The organism is Acinetobacter sp. XH1741, from assembly GCF_041021895.1.
Lineage (GTDB): Bacteria > Pseudomonadota > Gammaproteobacteria > Pseudomonadales > Moraxellaceae > Acinetobacter.
Genome location: NZ_CP157428.1, coordinates 825,717 through 841,034, shown reverse-complemented (window position 1 = coordinate 841,034; position 15,318 = coordinate 825,717). Strand labels below are relative to the sequence as shown.

At 41.2% G+C, this 15,318-nt stretch carries 12 protein-coding genes and 5 tRNA genes; all 17 read right to left on the bottom strand.

The genetic code is table 11. The annotated features are described in order from the left end of the window. Positions 1-64: 64 nt before the first annotated feature. Positions 65-4,153 carry a DNA-directed RNA polymerase subunit beta gene (gene rpoB / locus ABLB96_RS04095; RefSeq protein ID WP_348898412.1) on the bottom strand — a complete coding sequence of 1,363 codons (4,089 nt, stop codon included), beginning with the start codon at positions 4,151-4,153 and terminating at the stop codon, positions 65-67. A 305-nt stretch (positions 4,154-4,458) separates the two neighbouring features. Further along, the gene (gene rplL / locus ABLB96_RS04090) at positions 4,459-4,830 is read right to left on the bottom strand and encodes a 50S ribosomal protein L7/L12 (protein WP_001229360.1); all 372 of its coding nucleotides are present in this window, start codon (positions 4,828-4,830) and stop codon (positions 4,459-4,461) included. A 42-nt stretch (positions 4,831-4,872) separates the two neighbouring features. Then, positions 4,873-5,379: a 50S ribosomal protein L10 gene (gene rplJ / locus ABLB96_RS04085; RefSeq protein ID WP_002157004.1), complete on the bottom strand. Its 507-nt coding sequence runs from the start codon at positions 5,377-5,379 to the stop codon at positions 4,873-4,875. A gap of 320 nt (positions 5,380-5,699) precedes the next feature. Continuing rightward, a complete protein-coding gene (rplA, locus tag ABLB96_RS04080; RefSeq protein ID WP_348898411.1) occupies positions 5,700-6,395 on the bottom strand; it encodes a 50S ribosomal protein L1 in 696 nt (231 codons plus the stop codon). Positions 6,396-6,398: 3 nt separating this feature from the next. After that, the gene (rplK, locus tag ABLB96_RS04075) at positions 6,399-6,827 is read right to left on the bottom strand and encodes a 50S ribosomal protein L11 (RefSeq protein WP_001074682.1); all 429 of its coding nucleotides are present in this window, start codon (positions 6,825-6,827) and stop codon (positions 6,399-6,401) included. Positions 6,828-6,935: 108 nt separating this feature from the next. Further along, positions 6,936-7,469 carry a transcription termination/antitermination protein NusG gene (nusG, locus tag ABLB96_RS04070; protein ID WP_348898410.1) on the bottom strand — a complete coding sequence of 178 codons (534 nt, stop codon included), beginning with the start codon at positions 7,467-7,469 and terminating at the stop codon, positions 6,936-6,938. 7 nt (positions 7,470-7,476) lie between these two features. Beyond that, positions 7,477-7,917 carry a preprotein translocase subunit SecE gene (secE, locus tag ABLB96_RS04065; RefSeq protein WP_000063880.1) on the bottom strand — a complete coding sequence of 147 codons (441 nt, stop codon included), beginning with the start codon at positions 7,915-7,917 and terminating at the stop codon, positions 7,477-7,479. 75 nt (positions 7,918-7,992) lie between these two features. Then, a tRNA-Trp gene (locus ABLB96_RS04060) sits at positions 7,993-8,068 on the bottom strand. 60 nt (positions 8,069-8,128) lie between these two features. Next, a complete protein-coding gene (tuf, locus tag ABLB96_RS04055; protein ID WP_369029906.1) occupies positions 8,129-9,319 on the bottom strand; it encodes an elongation factor Tu in 1,191 nt (396 codons plus the stop codon). Between the two features lie 163 nt (positions 9,320-9,482). Then, positions 9,483-9,557: transfer RNA gene (locus ABLB96_RS04050), tRNA-Thr, on the bottom strand. 13 nt (positions 9,558-9,570) lie between these two features. Then, positions 9,571-9,646: transfer RNA gene (locus ABLB96_RS04045), tRNA-Gly, on the bottom strand. 36 nt (positions 9,647-9,682) lie between these two features. Beyond that, positions 9,683-9,766 (bottom strand) — tRNA-Tyr (locus ABLB96_RS04040). A gap of 56 nt (positions 9,767-9,822) precedes the next feature. Continuing rightward, a tRNA-Thr gene (locus ABLB96_RS04035) sits at positions 9,823-9,898 on the bottom strand. A gap of 98 nt (positions 9,899-9,996) precedes the next feature. Then, the gene (gene trpE, locus ABLB96_RS04030) at positions 9,997-11,490 is read right to left on the bottom strand and encodes an anthranilate synthase component I (RefSeq protein WP_348896992.1); all 1,494 of its coding nucleotides are present in this window, start codon (positions 11,488-11,490) and stop codon (positions 9,997-9,999) included. A 111-nt stretch (positions 11,491-11,601) separates the two neighbouring features. Beyond that, a complete protein-coding gene (locus ABLB96_RS04025) occupies positions 11,602-12,270 on the bottom strand; it encodes a phosphoglycolate phosphatase (RefSeq protein ID WP_348896991.1) in 669 nt (222 codons plus the stop codon). A gap of 65 nt (positions 12,271-12,335) precedes the next feature. Further along, positions 12,336-12,962, bottom strand: coding sequence for an FHA domain-containing protein (locus ABLB96_RS04020; RefSeq protein WP_348896990.1), 627 nt, complete (start codon positions 12,960-12,962; stop codon positions 12,336-12,338). Positions 12,963-13,002: 40 nt separating this feature from the next. Beyond that, positions 13,003-15,279: a type II secretion system secretin GspD gene (gene gspD, locus ABLB96_RS04015; RefSeq protein ID WP_348896989.1), complete on the bottom strand. Its 2,277-nt coding sequence runs from the start codon at positions 15,277-15,279 to the stop codon at positions 13,003-13,005. Between the last annotated feature and the right edge of the window lie 39 nt (positions 15,280-15,318).

Below are 15,318 nucleotides of genomic sequence, written 5' to 3'. Positions count from 1 at the left end.
AGCCTCGCTTACCCGACTGGGTCACAAATATTGTTTTTTCCTAAAAAATCGTGAGTCTTACGACTTAGTCACCATTTTTCAGTTCAATGTTGATACCTAAAGAACGGATCTCTTTGGTCAATACGTTGAACGATTCAGGCATACCCGGATCCATATAATGGTTACCATCTACAATATTCTTATAGATGCGAGTACGTCCTTCAACGTCATCCGACTTCACTGTGAGCATTTCTTGGAGTGTATATGCTGCACCGTATGCTTCAAGTGCCCATACTTCCATCTCACCGAAACGCTGACCACCGAATTGTGCTTTACCACCAAGCGGTTGTTGTGTAACAAGCGAGTAAGAACCAGTTGAACGCGCATGCATTTTGTCATCAACCAAGTGGTTCAACTTAAGCATGTACATGTAACCAACAGTTACAGGACGGTCAAACTGTTCACCTGTACGTCCGTCAAACAATACTGTTTGACCTGTACGTGAAATATCAGCCAACTCAAGCAAGTCTTTAATTTGACTTTCTTCAGCACCATCAAATACCGGAGTAGCTAAAGGAACACCCGCACGCAAGTTGCCTGAAAGTGCTAGGATTTCGTCATCAGTCAAGCTATCAAGATCTTCTTGCTCGCCACCGACTTTGTTATAAATCTTGTCTAAGAATTCACGTAGTTCTAAAACTGTACGTTGTTCTTTCAACATTTTTTCGATTTTGTCGCCTAGCCCTTTAGCTGCCATACCTAAGTGAGTCTCAAGAATCTGACCCACGTTCATACGAGATGGTACACCCAACGGGTTCAATACGATATCTACCGGCACACCGTTAGCATCGTGTGGCATGTCTTCAACAGGCAAGATGTTAGATACAACACCCTTGTTACCGTGACGACCAGCCATCTTATCACCAGGCTGAATACGACGTTTAACAGCTAAGTAAACCTTAACAACTTTCAATACGCCAGTTGTTAACTCATCACCTGTTGCAAGCTTACGTTTCTTCTCAGCGAATTTCTCATCAATTTCTGCGCTCTTTTCTTTTAAGAACACTTGAATTTGAGTTAAACGCTCAGCGATTGCTTCATCTGCTGGTTGAATTTCAAGTAAATCAACAAGCTCTAAACCAGACAATAAATCTTCAGAAAGTTTATCACCACGTTTAGTTGAACCACCACCGTTAGAATCTTGGCCTTTAAGCAAGCGAATTACACGCTCACGAGCCGCTTCTTCGAAGATTTTGTATTCTTCTTTCAAGTCTTTACGGTAAGAGTCAAGCTGTGCTTTTTCAATTGCTAATGCACGGTCATCTTTCTCTAAGCCATCACGCGTGAAGACTTGAACGTCGATAACTGTACCTTTAGTACCAGATGGCACACGTAAAGATGAATCTTTAACGTCCGCAGCTTTTTCACCAAAGATTGCGCGAAGCAATTTTTCTTCAGGAGTTAACTGAGTTTCACCTTTAGGCGTTACTTTACCAACAAGGATGTCACCAGCAGTAACTTCAGCACCGATATAAACAATACCTGATTCATCAAGTTTAGAAAGCGCGGCTTCACCTACGTTAGGAATATCGGCAGTAATTTCTTCTGCACCTAACTTAGTATCACGTGCTACACATGACAATTCTTGAATATGAATAGAAGTTAAACGGTCTTCTTGAAGAACACGCTCAGATAACAAGATCGAATCTTCGTAGTTATAACCATTCCATGTCATGAACGCTACACGCATGTTTTGACCAAGCGCAAGTTCACCCATGTCTGTTGACGGACCGTCTGCCAAGATGTCACCACGAGCAACTTTGTCGCCCAAATTCACGATAACATTTTGGTTAATACAAGTATTTTGGTTTGAACGTGTATATTTGATGAGGTTGTAGATATCTACACCAGCTTCACCAGCGATCATTTCATCTTCGTTTACACGAATAACGATACGAGACGCATCTACAAATTCAATTGCACCACCACGGTTTGCAATTACACACACACCAGAGTCACGTGCTACGTTCGCTTCCATACCTGTACCGACAAGTGGTTTGTCAGCACGTAAAGTAGGAACAGCCTGACGTTGCATGTTCGAACCCATTAATGCACGGTTCGCGTCATCGTGTTCAAGGAATGGAATAAGTGATGCAGCAACAGATACAACTTGCTGTGCAGAAACGTCCATATGCGTCACTTTTTCAGGTGGCATACGTACGAATTCACCTTGATGACGAACAGAAACAAACTCTTCTGTTAAGTTGCCATCTTTATCTACAGCAGAATCGGCCTGTGCAATAACAGTACCTACTTCTTCAATAGCAGATAAATATTCAACTGCATCAGTTACACGGCCATCTACTACTCTACGGTAAGGTGTTTCCAAGAAACCGAAGTCATTCGCTTTTGCATATACAGAAAGCGAGTTGATCAAACCAATGTTTGGACCTTCAGGAGTTTCAATTGGACAAACACGACCATAGTGAGTTTGATGTACGTCACGTACTTCGAAGCCTGCACGCTCACGCGTTAAACCACCAGGACCAAGTGCAGATACACGACGTTTATGCGTAATCTCAGATAATGGGTTGTTTTGGTCCATGAACTGAGACAACTGGCTTGAACCAAAGAATTCTTTGATTGCAGCAGCAACTGGTTTTGCGTTGATCAAATCTTGTGGAGACAAGTTATCTGTTTCTGCTTGGCTTAAACGCTCTTTAACAGCACGCTCAACACGAACTAAACCAACACGGAATTGGTTTTCTGTCATTTCACCAACAGAACGTACACGACGGTTACCTAAGTGGTCGATGTCGTCTACTTCGCCTTTACCGTTACGGATTTCAACCAATGTACGTAATACATCGATAATATCTTCGTGCGATAAAATACCTTCAACTTCACGCGATTTCTGATCAGTACCAACTTCGTAAGGACGACCTAAACGACGGTTGAACTTCATACGACCTACTGGAGATAAGTCATAACGCTCAGAAGAGAAGAATAAGTTATTGAATAAGTTTTCAGCGGCTTCTTTTGTTGGCGGCTCGCCTGGACGCATTACTTTATAAATTTCTACTAATGCTTCTTCACGACCCGTTGTTGTATCTGCACGTAATGTATCAGCAACGAAAGAACCACGATCGATGTCGTTTGTGAATAGGATGTTAAATTGTTTAACACCACCTTCAGCTAACTTCACCATAACTTCATGGCTTAACAAGGTATTTGCAGCAATTACTTCACCATCACGTAAAGTAATATCTTCAGCAGTAATACGCTCATATAAGTATTCATCAGGAACTGAAAGTTTAGTTAAACCTGAAGCTTCCATTTGACGTACGTGACGCGCGTTGATACGTTTACCTTGCTCAACAATGACTTTACCTTCATTGTCAGTAATATCAAATTGAGCCATTTCACCACGTAAACGCTCAGGAACAAGGTCAATTTGATAACTGCCCATGTCAAGATACACAGGTACTTTTTCATAGAACAAATTCAAGACTTGTTCATTGTTATAACCTAGTGCACGTAACACAACAGTAGCAAGTAATTTACGACGACGGTCAATACGTACGTAAACAAGATCTTTTGCGTCGAACTCGAAATCTAACCATGAACCACGGTAAGGAATGATACGTGCTGAGTACAACACTTTACCACTTGAGTGAGTCTTACCTTTATCGTGGTCAAAGAATACGCCTGGCGAACGGTGTAACTGAGATACAATTACACGCTCAGTACCATTGATTACAAAGGTACCATTGTCTGTCATAAGTGGCATTTCACCCATGTAGACTTCTTGTTCACGTACGTCTTTAATAGATTTAGTTTCGCGATCTTTAATAATCAAACGAATTTTTACGCGCATTGGTGCCGCATAAGTCGAACCACGTAAAATACATTCACGCACATCAAACTCAGGCTTACCAAGGCTATACTCAACAAATTCTAAAGCAGCATTGCCAGAATAACTTTCTATAGGAAAAACTGAACGAAATGCGGCTTGGAGACCGATATCTTCGCGGTTTTTTGGAGATTTGCCACCTTGCAAGAACGTTCTATACGAATCGACCTGAATCGAGAGTAAGTACGGTGCTTCCATTACTTGGGGCAATTTACCAAAATTCTTACGGATCCGTTTCTTTTCGGTATATGAGTATGCCATCTGGAGTCCTCGGAAAGTAAACCAAGCCCGCCTGCAGAACGGGCTCAGAAGGAATTACACAGGCCGATATGGCCACCACTGTTTACAAATGCTGCAACTTTTAGTGGTATTAAAACGCTTAACAATATTTTTTAAAAAGAAAAATATTGGTAAACATTTGAAATTACTTTATTTATTCTGAAAAAAAGCAATTATTGTACAGAACAAACAAAAATCGAGCCGATTATTGTAACGCAAAAAGGCTGATGACCCAAGAGCCATCAGCCATTTTATGGAGCCGATTTAAAAACCGACTCCTTTTACAATTACTTAAGTGTAACTGTAGCACCAGCTTCTTCAAGTTTCTTCTTAAGTTCTTCGCCTTCTTCTTTAGAAACGCCTTCTTTAAGAACTTGAGGAGCACCTTCAACTAGGTCTTTAGCTTCTTTAAGACCAAGGCCAGTTGCTTCACGAACTGCTTTAATCACAGCTACTTTGTTAGCACCGAAAGAAGTCAACTCAACGTTGAATTCAGATTGTTCTTCAGCAGCTGCAGCAGCGCCACCAGCTGGAGCAGCAACAGCAACAGCTGCAGCTGAAACGTTGAATTTTTCTTCGAAAGCAGAAATTAATTCAACAAGTTCAAGAACAGTTTTTTCAGCAACTGCGTTTAAGATTTCTTCGTTTGTTAAAGCCATGAGAATAACTCCAAATGGATATTGAATGATGTGTAAAATTGATTAAGCAGCTTCTGACTCGTTTTTCTCTTTGAGCGCTGTAATGAGGCGACCCAATTTCGAAATAGGAGCTTGAAGAACAGAGGCAAGCATAGTAAGCGCTTTCTCTTGGTTTGGAAGATTAGCAATTACGCTAACATCAGCACCTTGATAAACTTTGCCGTCAAATGCAGCAGCTTTTAATTCAAATGCTTTGTTAGTTTTTGCAAATTCTTCAAACAAGCGTGCAGCTGCACCCATGTCATCTTCAGAAGTTGAAAAACCTAGAATTGTTGGACCAACAAGGTTGTCGTTCAAGATATCAAATTGAGTACCTTGGAATGCGCGCTTAGCCAAAGTGTTACGTACGATACGTGTAGTTACACCTAACTTACGAGCTTCAACACGAAGTGTTGTTAATTGCTCTACGCTTAAACCTTGATAGTCAGCAACAACGGCTGCAAACGCTTTAGAAGCAACTTCACTTACTTCTGAAACGATCTGTTTTTTGTCTTCGATAAGAAGAGCCATTGTAAAACCTCCTAAGGTGATTTATGCACCCAATGGGCACACTCCCAATTCGTAAGCCTTTCGACTTACACGCGGAGGAGGAACAAATCACACCACCGCGTCTACGCAGGCTGGATTATTAAGAAAAGCCGCTATCCGAAAATAACGCCTTCTCGCCTGAGGTCTTTGACGCTGATAAATTCTCATTCATCAATTCAAAGTCCGCCTGATAAGTAGAGATAAAGCAAAGCTTTATCTCAGCTAAACAGAAAAATATATTTCTGTTTATGCTTGATCCTCAATCAGGACTTTAAAATTCTTTACAGAACCAAGTTAAAAACTTAGTTAGAAACGTTGTTTACATCAACAACAAGACCAGGACCCATAGTTGAGCTCAAAGTGATCTTTTTGATGTATACACCTTTAGAAGTTGCAGGTTTTAACTTTTTCAAGTCAGCAACTAAAGTTTCAACGTTTTGACGGATCGCAGCAGCTTCAAAGCCAACTTGACCAATCGCAGCGTGGATAATACCCGCTTTGTCTACACGGTAACGAGCCTGACCAGATTTAGCGTTTTTAACAGCATTCGCTACGTCAGGAGTTACAGTACCAACTTTAGGGTTTGGCATTAAACCACGTGGACCAAGAATTGTACCGAGCTTACCAACAACACGCATAGCGTCTGGAGCAGCGATTACAACATCAAAGTCAAGGTTTCCACCTTGGATGCTTTCAGCAAGGTCATCAAAACCTACAACATCAGCACCAGCTTCTTTCGCAGCTTCTGCTTGCGCGCCTTGAGCAAATACAGCTACACGTACAGTTTTACCAGTACCTGCAGGTAATGTAGTCGCACCACGAACAACCTGATCAGATTTACGTGGGTCTACGCCAAGGTTTACAGAGATGTCTAAAGATTCTTTAAACTTTGCAGCAGGTAAGCTGTTAAGAACCTGTACTGCTTCTTCCAAAGTGTAAACTTTGTTTGCTTCAACAGCAGCAGCAATGGCTTTTTGACGTTTAGTTAACTTTGCCATGTCTTATAGCTCCACTTCCAAGCCCATAGAACGTGCAGAACCAGCGATGGTACGAACACGTGCGTCTAAATCAGCACCAGTTAAGTCTGGTTCTTTAGTAGTCGCAATTTCTTCTAATTGAGCACGAGTCAACTTACCAACTTTAGTTTTGTTAGGTACAGATGAACCCTTTTGGATACCAGCAGCTTTCTTAAGAAGAATAGAAGCTGGAGGAGTTTTCATGATGAATGTGAACGACTTGTCGTTGTACACAGTAATCACTACAGGAATTGGAAGACCTGGTTCAACTTTTTGTGTAGCAGCATTGAATTCTTTACAGAATGCCATGATGTTTACACCACGTTGACCTAGTGCAGGACCAATTGGTGGAGATGGATTTGCTTTACCAGCTGGAACTTGCAGCTTGATATAGCCGTCAATCTTCTTAGCCATTTTAAATACCTCTGGGTACAGACGCCGTTAGGCTCCCCAATTTCTACGTAACAATACTGTTACAACAACAATGCCCGATAAAATCGGGCGCTTTTCAACCAGCTAAGATTAAATCGTTTTTTCGACTTGGCGAAATTCGAGTTCAACCTGAGTTGGTCGATTAAACACGTTAATCGTCAACGTTAAACGTGACTTTTCGTATTGAACTTCTTCCACCACACCTTTAAAGTCTGTGAATGGACCGTCAATAACAAGTAATTCTTCACCTGGTTCAAACATCGTCTTAGGACGTGGTGCTTCACCAGTATTACGTACACGCGCAAGAATCGCATCTGCTTCACGTTGAGTGATTGGCGCAGGTTTTTCAGGTGTACCACCGATAAAACCTAATACTTTTGGACATTCTTTAACAATGTGCCAAGTATCATCATTCATTTCCATTTCGACTAATACATAACCTGGAAAGAATTTACGCTCAGATTTACGTTTCTTACCATCCTTCATTTCTACCACTTCTTCGGTAGGAACTAGGACATCACCAAAGCTATCGGCAACAGCGCTACGCTGGATTCGTTCTGTAAGTGAACGCATCACTTGTTTTTCATAACCAGAGTAGGCATGAATAATGTACCAACGTTTCATAGCTCTTTTACCCGATAATCAACTTAATTAACCAACCCAAACCATAGTCAAAGCACCACAAAACTAATGATGCAACAACTACAACCAATAGAACCTGCCACGATGTAGTGACTGTTTCTTGTTTTGTTGGCCAAGTTACTCGACGCAATTCGACTCGTGCATCTTTCAGCAAACGAACGAAGCCTTTACCTTGATGGGTGGCGTATAATAAACCTAAAGCCACAACGATACAAGCAAAAATTACCCCAACGCGTACCCACACATCATTTGCAGGGGCCCAATACGCTGGTAAATGCTGATTCACCATAGTAGCTGAGAGCAATAATGCAATTGCAATCACCCATAGAACAATATCTAAAGGCGAACCAGAACGAACAACTTCAGCGGAATTATTTCTTTGAGGAATTGGCGCGTCGCTCAATGCGTCACGCGATTTATCATTCGACATTTTTGTACTCGTCGTAGAACTCGCGACTTATTATATGAACAACTAAGCCAGCATCAAGCTTTTTATTTCAAAATATGGCAGGTCAGGAGGGACTCGAACCCCCAACATTCGGTTTTGGAGACCGACGCTCTACCAATTGAACTACTGACCTATAAAGCAGATTGAGAGCCAAAGCCCTCAACCTGAGACGTAATTCGTCACTATATTATGCTTATGCAGTTACTTTAGCAACAACACCAGCACCTACAGTACGACCACCTTCACGGATCGCAAAACGTAGACCTGGGTCCATTGCGATCGGGTGGATTAATTCTACTGACATTTCAACGTTGTCACCTGGCATAACCATTTCAACGCCTTCTTTCAACTGGATTGCACCAGTTACGTCAGTTGTACGGAAGTAGAACTGTGGACGGTAACCATTTAAGAATGGAGTGTGACGACCACCTTCTTCTTTAGAAAGTACGTATACTTCTGCGTCGAATTTAGTGTGCGGCTTGATTGTACCTGGTTTAGCAAGTACTTGACCACGTTGTACGTCTTCACGCTTAGTACCACGAAGTAATACACCACAGTTCTCGCCAGCACGACCTTCGTCAAGAAGTTTACGGAACATTTCTACGCCAGTTACAGTTGTTTTAACTGTATCTTTAATACCAACGATCTCTACTTCTTCACCAACTTTAACAATACCTGATTCTACACGGCCTGTTACTACAGTACCACGACCAGAAATTGAGAATACGTCTTCGATTGGCATTAAGAATGCTTTGTCGATAGCACGTTCTGGTTCTGGGATGTAAGAGTCAAGTGCTGCTACAAGTGCAAGAACTGATTCTTCACCGTAAGGACCTGCATCACCGTTAAGAGCAGCAAGAGCTGAACCACGGATTACTGGAGTGTCATCACCCGGGAAGTCATAAGTAGAAAGAAGTTCACGAACTTCCATTTCTACTAATTCAAGTAATTCTTCGTCGTCAACAAGGTCGCATTTGTTTAAGAATACGATGATGTAAGGTACACCAACCTGGCGAGAAAGAAGGATGTGTTCACGAGTTTGTGGCATTGGACCATCAGTCGCAGCACATACAAGGATCGCGCCGTCCATCTGAGCAGCACCAGTGATCATGTTTTTAACGTAATCGGCATGGCCCGGGCAGTCAACGTGTGCGTAGTGACGAATTGGAGAATCGTATTCTACGTGTGAAGTATTAATTGTAATACCACGTGCTTTTTCTTCAGGTGCTGAGTCGATTTGTGAGTAATCTTTCGCTTCACCGCCGTAAGTTTTTGCACAAATAGTTGCAATCGCAGCAGTTAAAGTTGTTTTACCATGGTCAACGTGACCGATTGTACCCACGTTTACGTGTGGTTTATTACGTTCAAACTTGGCTTTAGCCATGATGATCTTCCTCGTTTACGTCGAACCACCTACAAATGGCACTGAGCTAACTCAGTTTATCGACATATCACCTAAAAAAAACTAGACACCCAATACTTGAAAAGCAGACTATATAGCCTGCTTTTTGAAAAATTTGTGGTAATCCACATCAAACTTTAATATCTGGAGCTCTTATCGAGATTTGAACTCGAGACCTCTCCCTTACCAAGGGAGTGCTCTACCACTGAGCTATAAGAGCGACTATCCTTCGATGGAGCGGGAGACGAGGATCGAACTCGCGACATGCAGCTTGGAAGGCTGCCGCTCTACCAACTGAGCTACTCCCGCAACGTTGGTAATAACCACTTCATTCGAAGTTTAGGATGGTGGTGAGAGAAGGATTCGAACCTTCGAAGCTTTCGCAACAGAGTTACAGTCTGCCCCCTTTGGCCGCTCGGGAATCTCACCAATATCGCACTTATCTACAGTGCTGTTCTTTACTCACTCAACTTAACACTTTAAAATGGTGCCGGCACACGGATTCGAACTGTGGACCTACTGATTACAAGTCAGTTGCTCTACCAACTGAGCTATGCCGGCGTTTCTTAGTGTTTCGTACGTTTCGTATCGGAACGGTGTGCAGTTTAGCAAAACTTCCAAACGATGCAAGCGGTTTTTTTAAAAAAACCGCTAAAAACTCATAAAATCAATCCGTTTGATGATAATTCAACCGCTTTGATCACTGCGCGAGCTTTTATTTGCGTTTCATTCCATTCAGATTCCGGATTTGAGTCCGCAACTAACCCCGCTCCAGCCTGTACATACACTTTTTTATCACGGATAACACATGTACGGATTGCAATCGACATATCCATTTCACCATGCCATCCCAAATAACCCACCGCTCCGCCAAAGATACCTCTTTTCACAGGCTCCACTTCATCAATAATTTCCATTGCACGAATTTTTGGTGCACCAGATAAAGTACCAGCAGGGAAAGTCGCTTTAAATACGTCAAGTGCATCAATATCATCACGTACCTCACCTTGTACATTTGAAACGATATGCATGACATGTGAGTAACGCTCGATCACCATTTGATCAGTTACTTGAACCTTACCTATTTTAGATACACGGCCTACATCATTACGGCCTAGATCAATCAACATTAAATGTTCAGCAATCTCTTTTTCATCAGAAAGCAGATCTTTTTCTAATGCGATATCTTCTTCTTTAGTTTTACCCCGCGGTCTGGTTCCAGCTAAAGGACGTACTGTAGCAATACCATTTTCTAAACGAGATAAAATTTCTGGTGAAGAGCCAACAATATGAAATGGTTTTTTATCTGTAATGGTCTGTCCTTGCACCAAGAATAGATAAGGTGAAGGATTTAAATGGCGTAATGCACGATAAACCTGCAAGGCTTCTCCGTCAAAATCAGAAACCATACGCTGTCCTGGAACCACCTGCATGACATCGCCCGCACGAATATATTCTTTAACTCTTTCTACCGTTTCTAGAAACTTCGCTTTACCTGTGATTGACTCAAAATGTGGCGGTGTATGTGGTTTCGCTTGTAAGCTAACAGGTGTAGCCAACAACTGTTCTAAATGATCTAATTTTTGCTGAGCGTCTTCATATGCATTGGCCTGCCCTACATCTGCATGAACAATTAAAAATAACGTATCTTTAAGGTTGTCAAAAACAATGACTGTCTTTGAAAGCATTAACCATAAATCTGGAAGCGTAATTGGATCAGCTGTAGGGACATTCTTTAAACGTGGCTCGATATAACGGACTGCGTCATAGCCCAAATAACCTACCAGTCCACCTGTAAAGCTTGGCAAGTTTGGTAAAAGCTCAACCGGAGGTACTTTAAATTGTTTTTGAAATTCACGAATATATTGAAATGGATCTAGACATTCTTGTTGTGTAATCGATCCATCAGCATGTTGTATTGATAAAACACCCGCATTGCAGGAAAAGACTGTCGATTCGCCTAAACCAATCATAGAATAGCGCGCCCAGTTTTCCCCACCTTCAACAGACTCAAATAAATAAGCTTGTGTTTGCTCTTTAAAACGGGCAAAAACTGATAATGGGGTTTCTGTATCTGCTAAGCGTTGGCGATAAACTGGAATAGTGTTGTAACCAGAAGCCTTAAGTTGTTCAAATTGCGCTAATGTAGTCATGAATTTACTCTAAATATGGTTTCGATTTTAAAAGGGTGTTGTTTCTAGATTCGATTTAGACACGCCATCGAAAAACCATATGCTTATTCATGCTGATCTCCATTTCACTCATTAGACAATTAACTCAGCCAAACTATCAACTACTTGCTGAGGCTGGCTATCATAGATATTTTCTCCATGATTATAGCCATAGCTAACCACAATACAATCAATTCCAGCACGGCGTGCAGCTTCAATATCATTACTTGAGTCACCAATCATTAATGATTGTGAAGCAGGTATTTTTAAGCTTTGCATACAATGCAACAATGGTAATGGATGTGGTTTTCTCTCTGGTAGACTATCTCCCCCCAATACAACCTGAAAATAAGAAGAAAGTTCCAAAGCATCAAGTAAGCCTTGAGCAAGTTTTACAGGCTTATTGGTAACACACGCCATCTGTATGTTCAAATTTTTACAATAGCCCAGAAACTCAGCCACACCCGGATAAATCTGGGTGTTTACACAAAGTTCTGCACCGTATATTTCTACAAATTTTTGTAATAAGACTTTATGTTGTTCAGCATCTAATTTTCCAAATATATGTATCAGAACACTTTCACAAAGTTTTGAAGCTCCTTTACCCACCCATTCTCGTATTTGGGCTTCTGTTACCAACGGCCAACTGAGCGCCTCTAAACTTAAATTCATAGACCGATACAAATCAGCAGCAGAGTCAACCAATGTTCCATCTAGATCAAATAAAATCAAATCGCGCTTATTTAGTTGTGCAACAGACATCTTCTTGTACTCAAAATTAAAAAGGCATGCGTTTAGCATGCCTTGATTGTAAAAGCACCAACGAATTATTTAAAGAATAACCATGCTAATACAGCTAAAATCACTAAAATAATAATCGTGATTAAACCAACTGAAGCATTCTTCTGCTGTTCTTTTTCCTCAGCAACACGAGAAACAGGCTCATCAAAAGTAACAGGTGATGGTTGTTTTGCATTGACATCTACACCCTCTGGAATAGGTGCAGGCTTTGGTATAGAAACATTCTGCGGCATACCATCGCGACGAACTTCTGTTTCTGCAGCACGCTCTGCAAGGCTTGGCATTCCTTGATCACTTAAGTCTTGTGTTGGTGCAGCTTGTACCGGTTCTGCCTCAATTTCGGGTAATTCCGTATTTTTTTGAGCAGGTGCTAAAACTGAAAATTTATAACTAGCAAACTGAACAATATCCCCATCATGCAACTGTTTTTCTTGCTCAATACGGATATCGTTTACAAACGTACCATTTGATGAGTTAAGGTCTTGTACCCATAGCATTTGATCTTTTAAAAGCAATGCTGCATGGCGACGTGAAATTTCAGCAGCTTGTAACAACAAATCAGCGTCTTGATGGCGCCCTACCAACATATCACGATCAACAGTAATTTCTTGGCCAGTAATTTCGCCAGTAATTGCTTGTAGTTTCCAAGTCATGCGTATGTCCTATTCATTTTTTATCAATCATAACATGCTACTACTGCGCTGTGCTTGGACGCAGTGTCGTTGTTGTTACTGTATTTTTAGTACGATTCACTTCTGGATCAGGCAATTGCAGTGTCTGCTTTTGGACTGCTGGCTCTACTGCTACAGGTGTTATTACTGTCGTCGTTTTTCCGCCTGAAGGAACTTGTTGATAAATTTTTGGCTGAGACGTAATACCCGGAGGTGTCATTTTTTGATTGTAAACATCATCAATCTGCTCAGGTAGTTTTGCAAAATTACCGTTCTTATCCATAGCTAATTGCAGGCTATACAACTGGTTATAGCGCTGCTGAGTCAAACGACGTACATCATTTGCATCACCAACAATCGTTGGGTGAATAAAGACAAGTAAGTTACGTTTTACATTACTTCTGCTATCTGATCGAAATAATCTACCCACATACGGAATGCTACTTAATCCAGGTATGCCTTGTCTTGAAAGCGACGTGTCATCCGACACCAAACCACCAAGCACCACAGTCTGCCCATGTTCGGCTAAAACTGCTGTTTTAATAGCTCGTTTACTTGTCACCAAGTCAGCTGCTTGCCCGCGACTTTCTTGAACAGCAGAGACTTCTTGCTCCACTTCTAAACGAACAGTACCACCTTCACCGATATGTGGAATAACTTTTAATGTCACACCAACATCTTTTCGTTCAACAGTTGTATAAGGATTAATACCCGTACTATTGGTCGTGACCGATCCTGTTACAAAAGGAACGTTCTGACCTACAACAATATAAGCTTCTTCATTGTCCATCGTTACAATGGATGGTGTAGAGAGTAAATTTGATTTGGTATTCGCTTTTAGCGCTTGGATTAATGCACCATAAGCTTTACGGGAGTTTTCAAAATTCCCCAAAGCCATAGTTGCCCCATTACCTTTATTCGCACCACTAGCAATAGCAGAAGCAGCTCCTGCAGCACCACTTGATAAATAACCAGCAGCAATAGAAGATAAACTAGCGCCTACATTACTAAAGCTAAGTAAGCCAATCCCACTCGATAAATCACCTAGCGCCCATTGAATTCCCAGTTGATCTGCATCGTCTCCTGAAACTTCAATAATTGCAGCCTCAATAAGCACTTGTTGACGACGTACATCAAGCTGTTGAATTGCAGATTCAATTTCACGCATTAACTGGGGATCAGCTTTAACGACCAATGAGTTTTGAGCACTATCTGCAATAATGCTCACACCATTTTGGCTAAAGCTACTGATATTGTTCTGATTATTATTGTTTGAATTACCATTTAGGTTAATAGATGGAGTCGAAATCGAACTTCCATTTGAACCTGATGTATTTGAACTAGAATTTTGATTATTTCCAACCAAATTATTCATCGAGTTTGATGAATTAGATGAGTTCTTATTGTTACTTGATGAAGATACTGCCTGGCCAGTCACTAGCCCTTGTAAAATTTCTGACAAGCTTTTAGCGCTTGCGTATTTTAAACGGAAAACTTTTAAGCCACCTAAACGGTCAGCAGAAGGCACATCCAGCATTTCAATCATATGGCGAATACGTTTACGCGTACCCGGATCACCTTTTATTAAAATACGATTGGTTCGATTATCAGCAATAATCCGAATACGAGCGCCATTAAAATCTTTCGATGACCCTGTTGCACTCATTGCCTCAAGCTGAGTAATGATTTCTTCCGCCTGACTCGATTGCAAGTTAATGGCTTCAATATCATTTTGCCCGGTTCCATCTAAGTTACGAATAATATTTTCAAGTTGATAAATATTCGTAGCTCGATCAGAAACAATAAGCGCATTAGTTCCTGCGATCGCAGCCATATGCGCAAATTGCGGCATTAAAGGACGAAGTGCCGGAATTAAATCATTTGGATTGGTATTTTCAAGCCAAATAACTCGAGTAACGATTTGATCACCGCGTACTTTATTTCGAGAGTCATAAGGAATTCCCGAATTTTTAACATTGCTATCTGGCACAAGCTTAATAGTATTACCAGAAGGAATCGCAACAACTCCATTTACATTCAAGACCCCAAGGAACAGGTCATAAACTTCATCTTTATTTAATGGTTTATTTGAAATAACCGTGACATTACCACGTACTCTTGGATCTACAGCGAAGTTTTTACCTGTAATGTCTGCAACCTCATTAATAAAGGCAGTTAAGTCAGCATCACGTAAATTGATCTTCCATGTTTGAGCATAGACACTGCTACTCACAGTCGCAATCAATGGGGCTGCTGCAAGTAGTGCCCAAAGTGGACGTTGATGATTCAATAAAGCCATAACTCGCGATATTTCCTAACTCTTATGGTGACGTGTTAT